Source organism: Nocardia sp. CA-135398 (assembly GCF_050955845.1).
Classification (GTDB): domain Bacteria; phylum Actinomycetota; class Actinomycetes; order Mycobacteriales; family Mycobacteriaceae; genus Nocardia.
In genome coordinates this window covers 3817325-3834844 of sequence record NZ_CP192084.1, presented here as the reverse complement: position 1 = coordinate 3834844, position 17520 = coordinate 3817325, and the positions used below count along the sequence as shown (strand labels likewise).

The window sequence follows — 17520 nt, the reverse complement described above, 5'->3', positions numbered from 1 at the left end:
TCCACGTTATGACGCTGTTCGCCCCGGTTCGCCCCCTTCCGCAACAGACACTCGCGAGCGCCGAGTTCTGGCGATCCGGTGCAGACGGCGTACTCAGGATTTCGCACTGCGCCGACTGCGGGCGGTTCTTCCATCCGCCGATGCCGGTGTGTCCGTCGTGCCGCGGGCGCGCGGTGTCGCTCGTGCCGACTTCCGGGAAGGCGGTGGTCGTCGGGTTCAGTGTGAACCACCAGACGTGGTTGCCGAAGTTCCCGCCGCCGTATGTGGTTGCGGTGGTCGCGCTTGCCGAGGACGACCGGGCGCGGCTGACCACCAATATCGTCGGATGCGAGCCGGACGACGTGCACATCGGGATGCGGGTACGCGTCCGGTTCGAACACGTCGATGATGTATACCTTCCGCTGTTCGAGCCGGACCCGAAAACCGAAGCAGCCGAAGGGCCTGGGCCGTTGCCCGAGCCGCGCGAGGTCCGAAATGCGCTGCGGCCCATGGCTTCCACGCGTAAATACGAGGACAAGGTCGCACTCACCGGAGTCGGGCAGTCGCAGGTTGGCCGACGGCTCATGGTCGACCCGATCTCGCTCACCGTCGATGCCTGCCTGGCCGCGGTGGCCGACGCTGGACTCGACCTGAGCGAGATCGACGGACTGTCAACCTATCCGGGACCGGTGCCCGGCGGTTTGAGCGAAGGCGGCATCACGGCTCTCGCGGAAGCGCTGCAACTGACCCCGACCTGGGTCAACGGTGCGCGCGAGGTACCGGGGCAGATCGGCTCGATTACCGCGGCAATGCTCGCGGTCGCGGCCGGGCTGTGTCGGCATGTGCTGTGCTTCCGCACGGTCTGGGAAGCTTCGCACAGCGCGCTGCTGCGGTCGGGCGAATGGCATCCGGACGGTGGCCGTGCGAACGGAATGATGGAGTTTCGGGCCCCATTCGGGGCCATGTCCCCCGCGCAGTGGATCGGCTGCAACGCCTCGCACTACATGCACCGCTATGGTGTCGGACGCGAAGCGCTCGGCGCCATCGCGGTCACGACACGTGCGGGCGCGGTCCGGAACCCGGAAGCGCTCTACCGCGAGCCACTCACCATCGATGACTACTTCGATGCCCGCATGGTGACCACCCCCTTCGGGCTCTACGACTGCGATGTGCCGTGCGACGGCGCGATCGCCGTTGTGGTCTCGGCGATCGAGACCGCAGCCGACCGACCGCGCTCACCGGTGCTGGTCGAGGCCGTCGGCACCGCGATCCTGGAGCGCCTCAGCTGGGACCAGGACACCCTGACCCATACCCCGCAGTCCCGCGGCCCATCGGCCCACCTCTGGACTCGCACCGACCACACCCCCTCCGACGTAGACGTCGCCCTCCTCTACGACGGCTTCACGTTCAACGCCCTGTCCTGGATCGAAGGCCTCGGATTCTGCGGCCCCGGCGAGGCAACCGATTTCATCGCAGGCGGCAAAACCATCGCCCTCGACGGCGCCCTCCCCCTCAACCCCCACGGCGGACAACTCTCGGCGGGTCGCCTACACGGCTACGGTTTCGTCCGCGAAGCAATGCTGCAACTGCGCGAGGAGGCCCACGGCCGTCAGGTCGACAACGCCCAGCTGGCAGTGGTCACCGCAGGCGGCGGCGTCCCTTCCGGAGCAATGCTGTTGAAAAAGGCTTAACGGATTACATTTCGCGCCAGCGCAGTGCTATTTCGTGCTCGCCGCCGTGATCGCGTGGGGCTGATTCGGCCCTTATTCGTTCTGACGCCACCAGGGGAGGATGCGCGGCTACAGCTGACCGTGCGTCCTCCTCACGCAGCACGAAGCGAAAACCACCGGCACGTCCCCCATGCTCGACGGCGTCGCTCACGATCTCGAAATCAGCGGCCGAATCTCGCCCGTTGTCACCGGGATTCTCGGGGTAAACCCAGCCCCCGCTCCGCGATCTGGGTCCGCAGGATCTCGTTGGCACCACCGGCGATGGTGTAGGCACGCGAATACAGGTGCGCGTCCTGCCACCAGCCCGCCGCGACCGCGTCCGGATCGGCCTCGGTCAGCAGTCCGTCCGCGCCCTGTAGCCGCATCCCGAATTCGACCAGGTCGTAATTGAGTTCGCTGAAGAAGATCTTGCCGATCGGGGCGTCGGCGGGCTGTTCGGTGTGGTGCAGCATCCGGGACTGGGCGAGGCCGACCATTGCCGCGTTGACATAGACCCGCGTGGCGAGCTCGCCGATCGCCTGCCGCGTGGCCGAATCCTCGAGTGCGGGCCTGCCGCCGATCGATGTCGCCCTGGCCAGTCGCAACAGATCATCGAGTGCGGCGAACAACTCCACCCCGCGCGCGGCCACGCCGGAGCGCTCGTGCCCGAGGCTGCTCATCGCCACCCGCCAGCCGTCATTCACCCGGCCGATCACATTCGCGACCGGGATCCGGACACCGTCGAGGAATACCTCGTTGAAGTCGGTGGTTCCGGTGATCTCGCGCAGCGGTCGGATGTCGACGCCCGGACTGCGCATATCGAGCGCGAATGCGGTGATGCCCTTGTGTTTCGGCGCATCACGGTCGGTGCGCGCGAGCAGATATCCCATATCAGCGTGCTGCCCGTTGGTGGTCCAGACCTTCTGACCGTCGATGACGAATTCCGCGTCATCGCCTTCGCCCTCGAGCCGCGCCCGCGTCTGCAATGCCGCCAGATCACTGCCCGCTCCCGGCTCACTGAAGAGCTGGCACCATACGTCTTCGCAGGTGCGGATCCGGGGCAGGAAGCGCGCCTTCTGCTCGTCGGTGCCGAAGTCGATCACCGCTGCCGAGGCGAGCGCAGCCGCGCCGATGGGCTGCCAGGTGCGGGCACGGGTGATCTCTTCGACGACGATGAACGGTTCGAGCGGATGCGCGTCGGGGCGACCGCCGTATTCGGCGGGCCAGTTGATGCCGAGGAAGCCCGCCGCGTACAGCTTCGCGGTCCACTCGCGGATCGCGGGCATGAGTTCGGGTTCGGGCGCGCGCACACCGGCGTGGGTCTTTATTCCGGGCGCGTGCTCGGCGACGAATGCGCGCACCTTCTTTCGGAACGCTTCGAGTTCCGGCGTGGACTCCAGCTGCATCGCTTACTCCTCATCGTCTGGCACCACGACCGCGCGATGGGGCCACTCTAACCCGATGCTCAACCAAGCAATCGCACTATTCTTCGCGACATATCTTGATCGGATACCAAAAAGAGTATACTCCTTATCGAAGGAAAGGATCTGCGATGAGCACGACCCTCGAGGACGAGCAGCTAGCGACGGGCCGCCCACTCACTGGCCGCCGCGCCGTGGTATCTGGTGCGGCCACCGGAATTGGCGCCGCCGCCGTTGCCGCATTCCTGGACGCCGGTGCCGATGTCGTCGGCCTGCTTCCTCACACGCCTCCGCCGGATGAGTTGAAGGGGCGTTGCGACTGCCTGTCCTGCGATGCGCGCCACCGCGCTTCCGTCGCCACCGCCTTCGAATCGGCGACCACGATCCTCGGTGGGCTCGATATCCTGCCGAGCGCGTCCGGCGGCTGGCAGCCCAGCTCCCCAGAGACGCTGACCGAGGACGAGTTCGATTTCGTCCTCGACACCAATCTTCGGACCACGGTCCTCACCCATTGGCCGGACCGGGATCGCGCTATATGACCGGCCAGTTGATCTCGGTCAGCGGTGGATTGCAGATGCTGGGCGCGTGACGCTCCGGCGAGTGAGTGGCAAACAGTGGCCCTAATCCCGTCACTCCCCGTACGTCGCGCACACTTTTGGCCGACCGGCCAGTAGACTGAGGATCCGCAAAGTCGGCATTGAGGAGTTGGCCCATAGTGACTGCCGTTGACGTCGAGCCCGCCGACAGCGAGCAGGACTCCGACCTCACCACCGTCGAGAACGGCGCACCGCTCGGCAAACTCGCGGCCCAGATCGCCCATCGTATCGAGGCGGATGTGATGCGCCGCGGTTGGCCGGTCGGCGAATCCCTGGGATCCGAGGTGGACCTGCGCGAACGCTTCGGCGTCAGCCGAGCGGTGCTGCGCGAGGCGGTGCGGCTGGTCGAACATCATCAGGTCGCCAAGATGCGGCGCGGTCCCAATGGCGGCCTGTTCGTCTGCGCTCCCGATGCCGGGCCCGCGACGCGCGCCATGGTGATCTACCTCGAGTACGTCGGCACCAGTGTGTCGGATCTGCTCCAGGCCCGGTTACTGCTCGAGCCGATCGCCGCGGGTCTGGCGGCCGAGCGGATCAGCGAGGAGGGTATCGACACCCTGCGCACCGCCCTCGAATACGAGTCCCACCATGCCGACGAGACAGAGGTTCAGTCGCAGGATCCGCTGCATCCGATGCTCGGCGAATTGTCCGGAAATCCGGTGCTGCACTTGTTCATCGATGTGCTGACCCGCCTCACCGCACGATATGCGCACACCTCACGCCGACTCTCGAAAGCCGAGATACTCAGCTCCAAAGAGACCTCGCGCATCGAGCATCAGGCCATCATCGAGGCCGTCATCGATGGCGACGGCGCACGGGCCCAGACGGATCTGACCGCGCATCTGGAGTCGGTGGCCGCCTGGATCGAGAAGCATCGGGTGCGTCGCGGGCCGCGGGTCGCGGGCAATGTGATCGAACCCGAAAAGGTCGAGGGGCCAAGGGCAAAGCTGGCCGAGGTGGTCGCGGCCAGGATCCACGATGATATCGCCGCGCGCGGCTGGCAGATCGGCATGGTGCTCGGCTCGGAGACCGATATGCTCGCCCGCTACGGGATCAGTCGAGCGGTGCTGCGCGAGGCAGTCCGGCTGCTCGAATACCACGCGGTCGCCCAGATGCGCCGCGGACCCGGCGGTGGACTCGTCGTCACCGAACCCGAACCGCAGGCCAGTATCGACACCATGGCACTGTTCCTCGAGTACCAGGGCGTCACCGCCGACGATCTACGGATCGTCCGCAACGCCATCGAACTCGGCACCCTCGCCCGAGTGACCGCACGCTATGCCGACGGCGACAACGAGGTGGGCCAACGCCTCGCGGCCGCGGTCCGTTGGCCCAGCGAGGGTCCGGCCGACGACCCACGCAAGGCCGACCTGTTCCACACCGAATTGGCCGAACTGGCTGGCAATCCAGTGCTTTCGCTGTTCCTGTCGATCATCACCGAACTGTTCCGTCGCCACGCCGCCGGACACGATCAACCACTGCCCGGCGACACCGCCACCGAACAAGTCGAACACGTGCACCAACGCATCCTCGACGCGATCATCCAGGGCGACGCCGGAATCGCCCGGCACCGAATGCGCCGCCACCTCGACGCACTCACACCCTGGTGGCACTGAGAACCTATTACGGCACCGGGCTTATGCGGCACCTCTCGACGCGCGGAATCGCGATTCCGCCGGGGCCTTGCGCTGAGCCACGTTCGTGGTGTCACGCCGTGGGCGTCGAATGGCCTTGTAGCACTGTGTCGTTCGCCCACGACCGGGAGACCGCCAGCACCGTTGCCAGCGTACGCTCCCGTCGCCGAGGCCGAATCAACCGCCGACGCTGAACCGGGCCAGTTCGTGGGCCACCATGCCGTCGAGATCGGGGGCGGGTGGTGCGGGCAGCTCGACGGGGTGGTCGCGCGTCGGCAGCAGCACGACGGCGGTGCCGGGGGTGGTGATCTCACCGCGCTGGTTCTCGCAGCGCACCTCCAGGTGAATCTCGTTGCGCCCGTCCACCTGTCGCTTGTCGACGACGGTGCCGCGCACCCAGGTGGTGTCGCCGATGTAGTTGAATTTGCGGTGTTCGCAACGCAGCTTCCACAACCAGCCGTCGTCGCCGATCCAGTCGGTGAGCAGATGGCACAGCCAGGTCTCGCGCATGCCGCCGTAGTCATAGGAGTTCGGCAGGCCGAGCTCCTGTGCCCGCGCGGGTTCCCAGTGCAGGCGCTGGACGGTATCCGGAATATTCAACGCATTGGCCGGGTACAGGCCCGGCGCCTTGCGCCGGATATTCGCGGCGATTTTGAACGCTCCAGGCGGGGTGAGCTGCATACCCCAGCCCAGATGCCAGACGACCACATCGGTGGTGGTCAACGGCCCTTTCACCTTGGGCTGCACCACCTCACCGACCGCCACGTCCTCCCAGTAGCGCGGTTCGGCGCCGCGCCGGGCCTCGGCGGCGTACGCCGCGTCGATTTCGGCGAGTTGCGCTGGCGTATAAGGCGTTTGCTCCAGTTTCTCTTTGGCGCGCTTACTCGATGTGTGCCGCTCGGCATTGATCCAGGTACCGCGCCGCACGGCGTGCATCTCACCGGATCCGTTGGTGTACAGGTAATCCTGGGTGACGTGCGCGGTGCGGCCGCCGAAACTGCTGCGCTTGGGCCGCACGCCCACCTGCGTCTGCAGCACCCGGCTGCGGTCGCCGAGACGCAACGGCTGCCACCACTCGAATTCCATTACCGCCTGATAGGAACCCAGTCCGGCGAAGGGGTCGCGCTTCAACAGTGCCTTGGTTTCGGCGTCCGGCTTCGGTGCGGCGTCCTCGCCCATCGTGTACAGAAAGGTCGGCGGCGCGATGAGCGAACCCCAGCGGGAGCCCGCCGCGTACTCCGGGTCGCAGTACAGCGGGTTGTCGTCGCCGTAACCGAATGCGAAGTGGCGCACGCCATCCCAGGTCACCTGGTAGTTGTGCGGCGGGTTGCGCTGTGGATTCGGTATGCCGAGACGGCGGCGGGACCGCTCGATCGCCTGGTCGGTCAGCACGCCGAACTGTTCGGCGGATTTGTCCTCGGTGCTCGTCACAGATCCTCCTCGATCGTTGCGGTCAGGCCGTCGTGCGTTCGGCGAGGCGGGCTCGCACCATATCCAGCAGCTCCACGCGGCTCACCTTGCTCGACGGTGTCCGCGGCAATTCGTCGAGTACGACAATGTGCGCGGGCACCTCATAGGGCATCAGCTGAGTACGGCAGAGCGCGACGAGTTCGGCGACCGCGGGCGGCGTGCGTCCGGGTTCGACCTCGACCGCCGCCACCGGCACCGCGCCGAGCCGCGCATCCGGCAGTCCGGCCACCGCCGCCTCGCGCACCGCGTCGTGCGCTTCCAGCACGCGCTGGACCGTCTCCGGCTGCACCTTGAAACCGCCGCGAATGATGGCGTCATCGGCACGGCCCTCGATCCACAGGAACCCGTCCTCGTCGATCCGGGCCACATCACTGGTACGCACCCACACCGTGCCGCCCTGCGCGGTCTGCTCGGTGCGGACCTCGAGCCGTCCGGTCTGCCCGAACGGCAATTCGGCGCCGTTCTCGTCGGTCACCCGCAGCTCGACGCCGTCCATGGCGCGCCCGGTGCTGCCGACCTTGCGATCCCACCACTGCTCGTGCATCGGCAGTGTCCACCCGGCGACCGCACCGGCGAATTCGGTTGCGCCATAGGTCATCAGGACGCGCAGACCGTATTTCCGAAAGAACGCGTCGGCGAGTTCGGGCGGGCACGGCGCGGTGCCGGAGGTGACCACCTGCAGGCTCGCCAACCGCTGCTGGGGCACATCGGCCTCCAGCACGGTGCGCAGGGCCGCGGGCACCAAACTCACCGCACGCAGCTGGTGGCGTTCCACCGCACGCAGCCACGGCTCCAGGTCGAATTTGGCCATGAGGATCATGCGACGCCCGGTGGCCAGGCAGCCCAGCGCCCGCCACAGTCCGCCGATATGCACCAGCGGCGCGGAAACGAGTGCGGCCGAGCGCGTCAGCAGCCGACCCGGCTTCGGTGTCTGCCCGCCCGCGACGAGAGCATGGTCGAGCTGTCCGACCCGCAGGTGCACCCGCTTCGGTGGGCCGGTCGTGCCGGAGGTGAGCATTTCGACGGCGACACCCGGGTTGGTCGGCGCGTCAGGGGCGGCGGTACCACCTGCCGGATGCAGCGCACCGTCGGTGCCGAGTTCCACGGCGAGACCGTGTTCGGTCACCGCAGCGAGTACGCCCGCACGGGCGAGCGCCTCGGCCCCGACGATTACGATAGGAAGCTCGCAGCGGGCGATATCGGCCGCGAGCCGGGCGGCGGGCTGCAGCGGATTGAGCATCACCACACAGCGCCCGGAGGCGATCACGGCGGCGACCACCGCGACGTGTTCGGGCCGGTTCTCCAGCACCACGCCGACGCGAGCGTCGGCGTGCAGTCCCGCGGCATCGAGCAGTTCGTCGACGGCCCGCGCGGTCTGCTGGACCATGCCCCAACTCCACCAGCGTTCCTCGTGCTCGATCGCCTCGGCATTGGGGGGCGCCTCGGCGAGCAATAGGGACAGTCGGTCGCGAATTCCCATGTGATCAGCCTTTCGGAAGACCGAGCACCTGCTCGGCGAGAACGTCGGTCGGGGTGTTCGACTCCGTGCGATAGCGCCGCATCGGGCCGTTGCTCGGACCATTACGTCCGCACGGAGATCGAGTCCACGAGCTCACCACCCGAATAAGAGTACACTGATTTATTCATTCCGAGCAGATAACCGGGCAGCCGGATAGATCACATCCGTGGCGTGCAGGTGCAGAAATTCGCACCAGATTTCCAATCTGCCACCTGATTCGAGCGTCCGTGGGAACCGCGACACCAGAAAGGAGGGCCGCGGACCTGGTTGCCCGATATTCTAGGCGGCTCATTTCAGGGCACCGATACCGCGCGGCGGTCGGTTGCGCGCGGCCGACCGGGTGGGTCAGCTTGTACCAAGCCTTGCCGATCGCACTGGCCCTGTGCTCGCCGTGCGAACAAGCACGGTCTGTTCGGTAAGCGGATGACCACCAGATCCGATGCGGGACAAGCGCCTCCGGCGCGGAGTAACGCATGCAGCAGCCGCAGTCGGTCCACGCGCGCGGTGTCAGGAAACCGTTCTGGACGAAGCCCCTGGATCTCGGCGGCATAGGACGCTCAATCGACCGCGCCGCCACGCGGGCCCGCCACCCGACGCCTGCATTCCAAGCTTGATGGTGCGCCTGACAGGATCACGGCGATGTCCGCATTCGAGTTACCGGAAGGCCTTGGCAGAGTATGGATTCCAGGCCAGCGCGTCGGCTTCTCCCGGCCCGGCCGCTCAGATACCGACTAGATCGGCCAGCCGCGACCGATGCCAAGCCGGGCTTCCGAACAACTGCTCGGAGGACTTCGCGCGCTTCAGATACAGGTGCGCGCCGTGTTCCCAGGTGTACCCGATACCGCCGTGGATCTGGATGTTCTCCTTTGCCGCATGGGTGCTGACCTGCGAGCAGTACGCCGCCGCCAATGCCGCGGCCGTCGGCAGCTCGGTCGAACCGGCGGCCGCCACGGTCGCGGCATGGTAGGCGGCCGAGCGTGCGGCCTCGACCTCGAGCAGCATGTCCGCACACTTGTGCTTGATGGCCTGGAACGAGCCGATCGGCCGGTCGAACTGAACCCGGATCTTGGCGTATTCGACCGCGGCGTCCAGACATGCCTGTGCCACACCGACCTGCTCGGCGGCCAGCGCGACGACCGCGAGATCGACGACGCCCTGCAGGTACGCCGACGCATCCGCGGGCGGCCTGATCGGTTGCGCCACAGCATCTTTCAGGTCGATCCTGGCCAGTCGGCGGGTCGGATCAAGTGTCTCCAACCGGGTTCTGGTCACCCCGGCCGTAGTTGCGTCCACCGCGTACAGTCCGAGTCCGGCGTCGCCGACCGCCACGACGAGCACCAGATCGGCTTTGTCGCCGTCGACGACGAACATTTTGGTGCCGGACAGCCGCCAAGCCTCCCCCACTCGCATCGCCACAGTGCTGACATCCGCCAGCCGCCACGAGCCGCTCTCCTCGGCCAGCGCCAGTGTCGCGGTCAGCGATCCGTCGGCGATACCGGGCAGCCAGCGCGCCTTGGCCGACTCGTCATCGCAGGTGGAAAGCGCCTGGCCCGCTAATGCCACCGTCGAGAAATAGGGTGCGGGCAGCAGCGCCCACCCCATCTCCTCGAGCACGATGCCCAATTCGACCGGACCGCCACCCGAACCGCCGTACTCCTCCGGCAATGCCAGGCCGTGCAGGCCGAGTTGCTCGGCCATCTGCTTCCACACCGCGGGATCGTGGCCCGGTTCAGTTTCCATCCAGTGCCGCACCGCCGCACTCGGCGATTTATCCGCCAGGAAACGGCGCACGGTAGCGCGGAGTTCTTCCTGCTCCGCCGTGAACGAAAAGGCCATCACCGCGACAACTTCGAGCGCAGGTAGACATCGAAATCCGGCATCTCTGATCCTCTCTGGAAGGGCGCTGTGTTCGCTTCTCCGTGGGCCTGTGGGCGTTACTGCCGCTCCTGTGCCGTGTAGCGGCCTCGTAGTCGTCACGCACATGCCCTGACCCGGCATGTATCGACTCGTCGTGCTGGTCCGATATACCGGCCAGGTCTAATTTCGTGACCTCTTTTGGCATTGTTCGATGCATTCTCACTAGTCATGCCCTGTAACGACTCGCAATTAGGAAACCATTTGACAGCTAGCAAAAGTTCGGGCGCCATCCCCATGTGATGGAAGAGAACATGTTCCCTTCGGCATGCCTGCCGATTACGTGACCGCGCCGTCGATCTTGAGCGCGATCAGCTCCTCCTCGGTGAGACCGATCTCGAGCAGGACCTCGTCGGTGTGTTCGGCGAATTGCGGCGCCCGCGTGAGGGTTACCGGAGTCTCGTCGAACTGGACCGGGTTGGCGACCAGTTCCCGGTCGACGCCATCGGCATCGACCACCGGGACGATCAGATCGTTGGCACGCAGCGACGGATCCTGCCCGACCTCCCACGCGTTCTGCACCGCTGCCCACTGCCCCTCCCCGCTGCCCAGGATCTCGACCCACTCGGCGAAGGGCCCGGCCGCGATGATCTCGGCTACGAGCTCGGCGGCCTGCGCCGCATTGGCCATCAACTTCTCCGTGCTGTCGAACCGCTCGTCGGCGGCCAACTCCTCGCGACCGGCCAGCCTGCAGAACTCGGGCCAGTACCGGCCGGGCTGCAGCATCGACAATTCGAGCCACCGCTGATCGGAGGTGCGGTATGCCCCGATGAGCGGGTTCGAGGCCGAACCGTGCCGCGGCGGCGTATTCACCGGCAGCGGACCACCGTTCATCAATGCGAGATTGACCGTGAACTGCGTCGCCCAGGCACCGACGCCGAGCAGCGAGACGTCGACGACCGACGGTTCCCCGGTCGTCTTGCGCGAGTAGAGCGCGGCGGCGATACCACCGGCAATGGTCATGCCACCGATCGAATCGCCATAGGCGCCCGCGGGCATCCGCGTCATTCGGTCGGCGCCGGGCGGCGTCACCCCGGCCGCGCTGCCGCCGCGCGCCCAGAATGCCGTGCTGTCATAGCCGCCCTTGGTCGCCTCCGCACCGCGCACACCGAAGCCGCTGCCCCGCACGTAGATGATCTCCGGATTGATCGCGCGCACGTCCTCGAGATCGATCCGTAGTTTCGCTCGCGCTTCCGGCAGGAAGTTCGTGAGGAATACGTCGCTGGTTCGGATCAGCTCCTCCAACACCCGGCGCGCGGACGGCTTCTCCAGTGCGAGACCGACACTGCGTTTGCCTCGGTTCGGTCCCTCCATGATCGGGAAGAACGACGACCCGGCACTGTTCGCCTCGTAACCGAGCACCCGGACCAGTCCGCGCTGGGCATCGCCGCGTTCCGCATGTTCGATCTTGATCACGTCGGCGCCCCAGTCCGCAAGCACCGCACCCGCCGCTGGGACGAAGGTGAATTGCGCGACCTCGAGTACGCGCACGCCCTGCATCGGTTTGTGCATCGAACCAGCTCCTCTTAGCGTCGATATTCGAAGAAGAGTATCCGCTATTCATCGCACACCACAAGGTTATGCGGAGTCAGACCACGTCGGCCAACCCTGGTTTCGGTGGCACGATCCAGGCTGCGAGATGCTCGATGTCCGCGGCCTTCGGCACCCGTTCGGTCCACAGAAACTGCTCCATCATGGCGAAGATCGCACAGGCGATCCTCGTACGCCGCCGCACCGCGCGGGCCACCAAGGACCCGCCACCGGCCCCGGTCGTCCAAGTGGTTCGATTCGGAGCGTCACCGGCCCACGTCGAATATCGCCTACAGAACAATTTGTTACACTCTAATTCGGCCGCTCGTCAGAGCGTATTCAGCCGACCACGAACATCGGAGTTTCCGGATGGAGCTGAAAACCGTCCTGTTCGACGTGACCGACCACGTCGCGACGATCACCCTGAACCGACCGGAAGCGATGAACAGCTTCAACCAGGAGATGCTCGAGGACTTCGAGGGCATATGGCAGCGAGTGAAGTTCGATGACGAAATCCGGGTAGTCGTGCTCCGCGGTGCGGGCGAGCGCGCATTCTGCACCGGCATGGACGTCAAACAGGGCTTCGACCGACAGTCCAATGTCTGGTCGCAGACCGATCCCGGCGAGAAGTTGTCGCCCAAGCTCAACCAGGTGTGGAAACCGCTGGTATGCGCGGTGCACGGGATGGCGGCCGGTGGCGCGTTCTACTGGCTCAATGAAGCCGACATCATTATCTGCGCCGAGGACGCGAGCTTCTTCGACCCGCATGTCAGCTACGGATTGACTGCAGCACTGGAGCCGATCGGTCTCGCGCGGCGTATTCCGCTGGGTGAGACATTGCGCATCGCATTGCTCGGCCTGGACGAGCGGCTGTCCCCCGACCGCGCCATGCAGATCGGTCTGGTCAGCGAGATCCTGCCGCGCGATCAGCTCTGGGATCGTGCCGACGAGATCGCCCGCATGATCGCCGCCAAACCCGCGGCCGCGATCCAGGGCACGGTCCGGGCGGTCTGGGAGTCGCTCGACGCCACCCGGACCCAGGCACTGCGCACCGGACTGTCCTATACCCAGATCGGCAACCCCATCGGCAAGGCCGAAGTCGACCGCGCCGCGGTGCCGCGCGGTAAATGGACGCTGCGCTGAACCCAACACCGATCACAGCAGTCCAAGAGGAGAATTCGATGAAGTTCGGCATGCCGTGGCCCGGCCGCGACGTCGGGAGGGAGGCCGAGCAGGCCGGTGTGCAGGCCTTCTGCACCGGGGACTTCGTCGACCACGACGCCTACCTCACCGTGGCCGAGATCGTCGCCAACACCGAAGGCGCGCTGGTCGGCCCGGCCATCGCCTACGCCTTCGCGCGCACCCCGTACGCGCACGCCACCGCCATGCGTCAACTGCACCGCCAGGCGCCGGGTCGATTGTTCCTCGGCCTCGGCACCGCCGCCTTCCGGATCAACCGCGACTGGTTCGGCGTCCCCGCCGATCGCCCCGTCGACCGGATCGCCGAGGCCATCGATGTGGTGCGCACCTGGCTGCATGCGGAAAACGGCGAGAAGATCCAGTACTCGGGTGAGTTCTACTCGATCGACGCCGATGTCCGAGCCCCAGTGCTCGGCCGTCTCGATATCCCGGTGCTGCTCGCCGGATTCAACAGCCGGATGGCCGCCACCGCGGGCCGGGTCGGTGACGGTGTGATCGGACACGGCCTTTTCACCCGCACCTGGTGGAACGACATCGTGCGCCCCGCGGTCGACCGCGGCTCGGCGGGTAGCGGTCGGCATCCACTCGAACACGGTTGGATCATCACCGCGATCGATGACAACGCACCCGAACGCGCGATTGCCGACGCGAAGCGCATGATCGCGTTCTACCTCACCGTAAAGACCTATGACCCCTACGTCGCCCATCACGGCTGGGAACACCCTGTGGCACAACTACGCTCGGCATTCCGCGCGGGCGATACCGACGGCATGGTCGAGGCGGTCACCGACGAAATGCTCGCCGAAATAGCGATTTGCGGGACCACCGCCGACGCCCGTGCGGCCCTCGCGCACCGCGCCGACGCGCTGCCCCGCGATGTCGGCTACTTCGCCCCACCCTCGTATCTGGTGAGTCCCAAACGTCGTGCGGCATATGCCCATTCCAGTCTCGCGCTGATCGGCGCCACATCCTGAGAAATGGCGCCCGCGTTTCGCACGCGGCCGCCCTCGGCGCGATCAGTGCGGCCGACACCGGATGACAGGTGCCGGAAGTCGCTCGATCCTGCGGGGCAGCAGCACGGCGATGGCACGGGCCACCGCGCTGATGCGGCGGGTCACACTTTCCACTCAGCGGCAATTGGATAAACGACTCGGCCAATTCGACTATTCAGTACACTTTTAAGGCGTGGTGTGCGGGTAGCGTCGCAGGTGGGCCTGCCCAGACCGACGCAGATCCGGCAATCAGGAGACCGAAAATGACCACCGCGTACTCGTTCTCGACGCAGCTCTATATCGACGGCCGCCGCACCGACGGTGAATCGGACGAGCTCATCAGCGTGCGCAATCCCGCGACGGAGGAGACGATCGCCTACGTACCGCAGGCCTCGATCCCGGACGTGCGGCGCGCGATCTCGGCCGCGCGCAAGGCATTCGACGAAGGGCCGTGGCCGCGGATGAAGCCCGCGGAGCGGGCAACGGTGCTGCTGCGCATGGCCGAGGAAATGGAGCGCCGCCTGCCCGAGCTCGTCGACGTCAATATCGCCGAGGCGGGTTCGGTCCGCTCGTTGGCCGAAACCCTGCAGACCCGGGTGCCGGTGGCCCACCTGCGCGATATGGCCGAACGCGTCATGCCGAGCTTCGCGTGGGAGCGCCCGATGGAACCCACGATCGCACCGGGTATCGGCATCTCCCAGGGGCAGATCCGGCGCGAGGGCTTCGGGGTCTGCGCATTGATCGCGGCTTATAACTTTCCGTTTTTCCTCAGCATGATGAAGGTGATCCCCGCCTTGGCCGCGGGATGCACCGCCGTGCTGAAGCCCGCACCGACCACTCCGCTGGAATCCCTGTTGATCGGCGACTTCGCCGATGCCGCCGGTCTGCCACCTGGTGTATTGAATATCGTGACCGGCGATATCGACGCGGGCCGGGAGCTGACCACCAATCCCATGGTGGATCTGGTCAGCTTCACCGGATCGGACACCGTCGGGCGGATGGTCTACACCCAGGCCGCAAGCTCGATCAAGAAGGTCGTGCTCGAGCTCGGCGGCAAGTCCGCCAATATCGTTCGCGCCGATGCCGACCTCGACGGTGCGGTCCGGTCCGCACTGATGGGCATCACGGTGCACGCGGGCCAGGGCTGCTCGATCCTGACCCGCACGATCGTGCACGAATCCGTGCACGACGAACTGGTCGCGCGGCTACGCGTCGCGCTCGCCGGTGTCCGGGTCGGCGATCCGGCACAGGAATCCACCACGATGGGTCCGCTGATCACCGAGGCGCAGCGGGACAAGGTAGAGAAGCTGATTCGGGTCGGCGAGGAGGAGGGTGCGCGGATCGTCGCCGGTGGCGGACGCCCAGCTGGGCCGGACAAGGGCTACTTCGTGGAACCGACCCTCTTCGTCGATGTCGACAATTCGATGACGATCGCGCAAACGGAGTTCTTCGGCCCGGTGGGCGTCGTCATTCCGTTCCGCACGGACGACGAGGCGGTCCGCATCGCGAACGACAGCCCTTATGGTCTCGCCGGTGCCGTCTGGAGCGCTGACACCAAGGCCGCCTACGAAATCGCGACGCGCGTGCGCGCGGGCGGTATCGCGATCAACGGCGGTAGCGCGGGGGTCAACCCGCGCTCGCCGTTCGGCGGATACAAGCAGAGCGGAATCGGCAGGGAGTGGGGTGAATTCGGCCTCGACGAATTCCTGCAGACCAAGGCCATCAGCTGGGCCGCCCGCTGATCGGCCGGGCAGTGTCGCCGCCTGTTACGCTCCGCCGTGGAGCCAATCGCGTAGGGGGCGAGGACACGAGAGAACCGGCATGAATGCAGATGTAGCCGCAGCGGTCGGCGAACTGTTGCCAACGCTGGCCGAACGGGCGGCGCTGGTCGACGAGACCGGTGAGATACCGGCGGAGACGATGACCGATTTGATCGGTACGGGCATCTTCCGGCTGCTGCAACCGAAATCGCAGGGTGGGCTGGAGGCCGATCCGCTGGACTTCTACGACGCGGTCCGCACGGTCGCCACCGCGTGCGGCTCCACCGGATGGGTGACCTCGGTACTCGGCTTGGCCCCTTGGCATGTGGCACTTTTCGACGAGCGCGCGCAACGAGATGTGTGGTCGCAGGACCCGGACGCATTGATCTGCTCGTCCTACGCACCGGTCGGCAGATTCGTTCCGGTCGCCGGAGGTTACGAAGTCAGCGGCCATTGGCGCTTCGCCAGCGGCTGCGCGCACTCGTCGTGGGCGCTGCTCGGCGGCACCATCGTGGCCGCGAACGGCCAGCCGGTGGATATGGTCAGCGGGTTGGTGCCATGCGCCGACTATCGGATGTCGAAGGTATGGGACGCGGCCGGACTGCGCGGTGCGGGCAGCGATGATTTGTACGCCGAGCGGATTTTCGTGCCGGAACACCGAGTAACGCGGTTCTACGACATCGCACGGCTGGAGAGTCCGGGACATAAGGCGAATCCCGGCCCGCTCTACCGGATGCCGTACGGCACCATGTACACCTACGCGAACAGCTCGCCGATGGTAGGCATGGCACAGGGTTGCCTCGACGTCTTTCTGAGCCGAATGCGCGACAGTAACCGGCTCAGCTTCGGTGGCGGCAGCATCACCGCGGACCAGCCGACGGCGGCGGCACGCGCCAGCGCGGAAATCGACGCGGCCATGCTGCAGATGAGCCGCAGCCTCCGCGATTTGTACGAGTGCGTTTGTGCGCGACAGGAGATTCCGCTGGAGCTGCGGTTGCGCGCCCGCCGTGACCAGGCGTTGGGTGCCGAACGTGCGTTGACGTCGATCGATCTGGTGTTCGCGGCGACCGGGGGGATGCTGCTGCGCCGTCGCAATCCGATCGAGCGGTCCTGGCGCGACGCGCATATCGCGGGCATCCACGCCACCAACAATGTCGGCACGGCACTGACGATGTACGGGCGCGGCACATTCGGATTGCCGGTCGACGACATGTTGATCTGAGTCCGAATCCGGACCCGGTCACCACCAGCCGACGAGACGATCCATCAGCAGCGTCGCACTGGCGAGATAGTCGCCGTACCCGCCGCGGAAGAAGAGCAGCGGGGTCCGCACCGACTCGATATTGAGATCGCTGACCCGGCCCACAACCAGATGATGGTCACCGATCTCGACCACCTTTTCGAGCGTGCAGTCGACCCATGCCACTATGCCGTCCAGCACCGGATTGCCCAGCGGTGATGATGTCCAGATCACGCCCTCGAACCGGTCCGGCGTGCGAGCCGACAACCGGCGTGAGGTCGGCTCCTGGTTGCCCGCGAGCGCGTTGGCGCAGAATCGACCGGCATCTTGGATCATCGCCAGCGTCGACGAGTTCCGGTTCACCAGGAAAGACACCAAGGGCGGCTCGAGCGAAACCGATGTGAAGGTGCCGACGATCATTCCGTGGGGACGACCGTCGGAGGCTGTGGTGGTAATCGCGACAACACTCGTCGGAAAATGCCCCAGCACGTCGCGGAAGCGCCTGGCGCCCATCGACACCGGATTCGGAAGCGGACTCATAGGGGTCCTCACCTCT

Annotated in this window: 13 protein-coding genes; 7 read left to right on the top strand and 6 right to left on the bottom strand. The window is 66.2% G+C overall.

Annotated elements, in window-relative coordinates:
* The first annotated feature begins 8 nt into the window (after window positions 1-8).
* On the top strand, window positions 9-1670 hold the full coding sequence (locus tag ACQP1T_RS16875) for a thiolase C-terminal domain-containing protein (RefSeq protein ID WP_433761372.1): 1662 nt from the start codon (window positions 9-11) through the stop codon (window positions 1668-1670).
* A 224-nt stretch (window positions 1671-1894) separates the two neighbouring features.
* Here the strand turns inward: ACQP1T_RS16875 and ACQP1T_RS16870 are convergent, their stop codons facing one another.
* Window positions 1895-3094 carry an acyl-CoA dehydrogenase family protein gene (locus ACQP1T_RS16870; protein ID WP_433761370.1) on the bottom strand — a complete coding sequence of 400 codons (1200 nt, stop codon included), beginning with the start codon at window positions 3092-3094 and terminating at the stop codon, window positions 1895-1897.
* Window positions 3095-3240: 146 nt separating this feature from the next.
* On the opposite strand from ACQP1T_RS16870, the gene ACQP1T_RS16865 reads away from it, so the two are divergent.
* Both ACQP1T_RS16865 and ACQP1T_RS16860 read left to right on the top strand, forming a co-directional pair.
* Window positions 3241-3648 carry an SDR family oxidoreductase gene (locus ACQP1T_RS16865; protein WP_433761368.1) on the top strand — a complete coding sequence of 136 codons (408 nt, stop codon included), beginning with the start codon at window positions 3241-3243 and terminating at the stop codon, window positions 3646-3648.
* 176 nt (window positions 3649-3824) lie between these two features.
* On the top strand, window positions 3825-5321 hold the full coding sequence (locus ACQP1T_RS16860) for a FadR/GntR family transcriptional regulator (RefSeq protein ID WP_433761366.1): 1497 nt from the start codon (window positions 3825-3827) through the stop codon (window positions 5319-5321).
* A 195-nt stretch (window positions 5322-5516) separates the two neighbouring features.
* Here the strand turns inward: ACQP1T_RS16860 and ACQP1T_RS16855 are convergent, their stop codons facing one another.
* The 4 genes from ACQP1T_RS16855 to ACQP1T_RS16840 form a co-directional block, all read right to left on the bottom strand.
* Window positions 5517-6770 (bottom strand): FAS1-like dehydratase domain-containing protein, encoded by a 1254-nt coding sequence (locus tag ACQP1T_RS16855; RefSeq protein ID WP_433761364.1) that lies wholly within the window; start codon window positions 6768-6770, stop codon window positions 5517-5519.
* A 22-nt stretch (window positions 6771-6792) separates the two neighbouring features.
* Window positions 6793-8289, bottom strand: coding sequence for a class I adenylate-forming enzyme family protein (locus ACQP1T_RS16850; RefSeq protein WP_433761363.1), 1497 nt, complete (start codon window positions 8287-8289; stop codon window positions 6793-6795).
* A 759-nt stretch (window positions 8290-9048) separates the two neighbouring features.
* Window positions 9049-10164: an acyl-CoA dehydrogenase family protein gene (locus ACQP1T_RS16845; RefSeq protein WP_433761361.1), complete on the bottom strand. Its 1116-nt coding sequence runs from the start codon at window positions 10162-10164 to the stop codon at window positions 9049-9051.
* Between the two features lie 357 nt (window positions 10165-10521).
* Window positions 10522-11754: a CaiB/BaiF CoA transferase family protein gene (locus tag ACQP1T_RS16840; RefSeq protein ID WP_433761359.1), complete on the bottom strand. Its 1233-nt coding sequence runs from the start codon at window positions 11752-11754 to the stop codon at window positions 10522-10524.
* 387 nt (window positions 11755-12141) lie between these two features.
* On the opposite strand from ACQP1T_RS16840, the gene ACQP1T_RS16835 reads away from it, so the two are divergent.
* The 4 genes from ACQP1T_RS16835 (at window position 12142) to hsaA (ending at window position 16946) form a co-directional block, all read left to right on the top strand.
* Window positions 12142-12915: an enoyl-CoA hydratase/isomerase family protein gene (locus tag ACQP1T_RS16835; protein WP_433761357.1), complete on the top strand. Its 774-nt coding sequence runs from the start codon at window positions 12142-12144 to the stop codon at window positions 12913-12915.
* 38 nt (window positions 12916-12953) lie between these two features.
* Window positions 12954-13946 (top strand): LLM class flavin-dependent oxidoreductase, encoded by a 993-nt coding sequence (locus ACQP1T_RS16830; RefSeq protein ID WP_433761355.1) that lies wholly within the window; start codon window positions 12954-12956, stop codon window positions 13944-13946.
* 281 nt (window positions 13947-14227) lie between these two features.
* The gene (locus ACQP1T_RS16825; RefSeq protein ID WP_433761354.1) at window positions 14228-15706 is read left to right on the top strand and encodes an aldehyde dehydrogenase family protein; all 1479 of its coding nucleotides are present in this window, start codon (window positions 14228-14230) and stop codon (window positions 15704-15706) included.
* A 79-nt stretch (window positions 15707-15785) separates the two neighbouring features.
* The gene (gene hsaA, locus ACQP1T_RS16820) at window positions 15786-16946 is read left to right on the top strand and encodes a 3-hydroxy-9,10-secoandrosta-1,3,5(10)-triene-9,17-dione monooxygenase oxygenase subunit (RefSeq protein ID WP_433761352.1); all 1161 of its coding nucleotides are present in this window, start codon (window positions 15786-15788) and stop codon (window positions 16944-16946) included.
* 18 nt (window positions 16947-16964) lie between these two features.
* Here the strand turns inward: hsaA and ACQP1T_RS16815 are convergent, their stop codons facing one another.
* Window positions 16965-17504, bottom strand: a complete 540-nt coding sequence (locus ACQP1T_RS16815) for a flavin reductase family protein (protein WP_433761350.1) — start codon at window positions 17502-17504, stop codon at window positions 16965-16967.
* Window positions 17505-17520 lie beyond the last annotated feature (16 nt).

Bases quoted from the DNA above. Each gene is read 5' to 3' on its own strand.
- ACQP1T_RS16850 (WP_433761363.1), bottom strand. From the start codon at position 8,289: ATGGGAATTCGCGACCGACTGTCCCTATTGCTCGCCGAGGCGCCCCCC.
- ACQP1T_RS16835 (WP_433761357.1), top strand. From the start codon at position 12,142: ATGGAGCTGAAAACCGTCCTGTTCGACGTGACCGACCACGTCGCGACG.
- ACQP1T_RS16825 (WP_433761354.1), top strand. From the start codon at position 14,228: ATGACCACCGCGTACTCGTTCTCGACGCAGCTCTATATCGACGGCCGC.
- ACQP1T_RS16830 (WP_433761355.1), top strand. From the start codon at position 12,954: ATGAAGTTCGGCATGCCGTGGCCCGGCCGCGACGTCGGGAGGGAGGCC.
- ACQP1T_RS16840 (WP_433761359.1), bottom strand. From the start codon at position 11,754: ATGCACAAACCGATGCAGGGCGTGCGCGTACTCGAGGTCGCGCAATTC.
- ACQP1T_RS16875 (WP_433761372.1), top strand. From the start codon at position 9: ATGACGCTGTTCGCCCCGGTTCGCCCCCTTCCGCAACAGACACTCGCG.
- hsaA (WP_433761352.1), top strand. From the start codon at position 15,786: ATGAATGCAGATGTAGCCGCAGCGGTCGGCGAACTGTTGCCAACGCTG.
- ACQP1T_RS16815 (WP_433761350.1), bottom strand. From the start codon at position 17,504: ATGAGTCCGCTTCCGAATCCGGTGTCGATGGGCGCCAGGCGCTTCCGC.
- ACQP1T_RS16865 (WP_433761368.1), top strand. From the start codon at position 3,241: ATGAGCACGACCCTCGAGGACGAGCAGCTAGCGACGGGCCGCCCACTC.
- ACQP1T_RS16845 (WP_433761361.1), bottom strand. From the start codon at position 10,164: ATGGCCTTTTCGTTCACGGCGGAGCAGGAAGAACTCCGCGCTACCGTG.
- ACQP1T_RS16870 (WP_433761370.1), bottom strand. From the start codon at position 3,094: ATGCAGCTGGAGTCCACGCCGGAACTCGAAGCGTTCCGAAAGAAGGTG.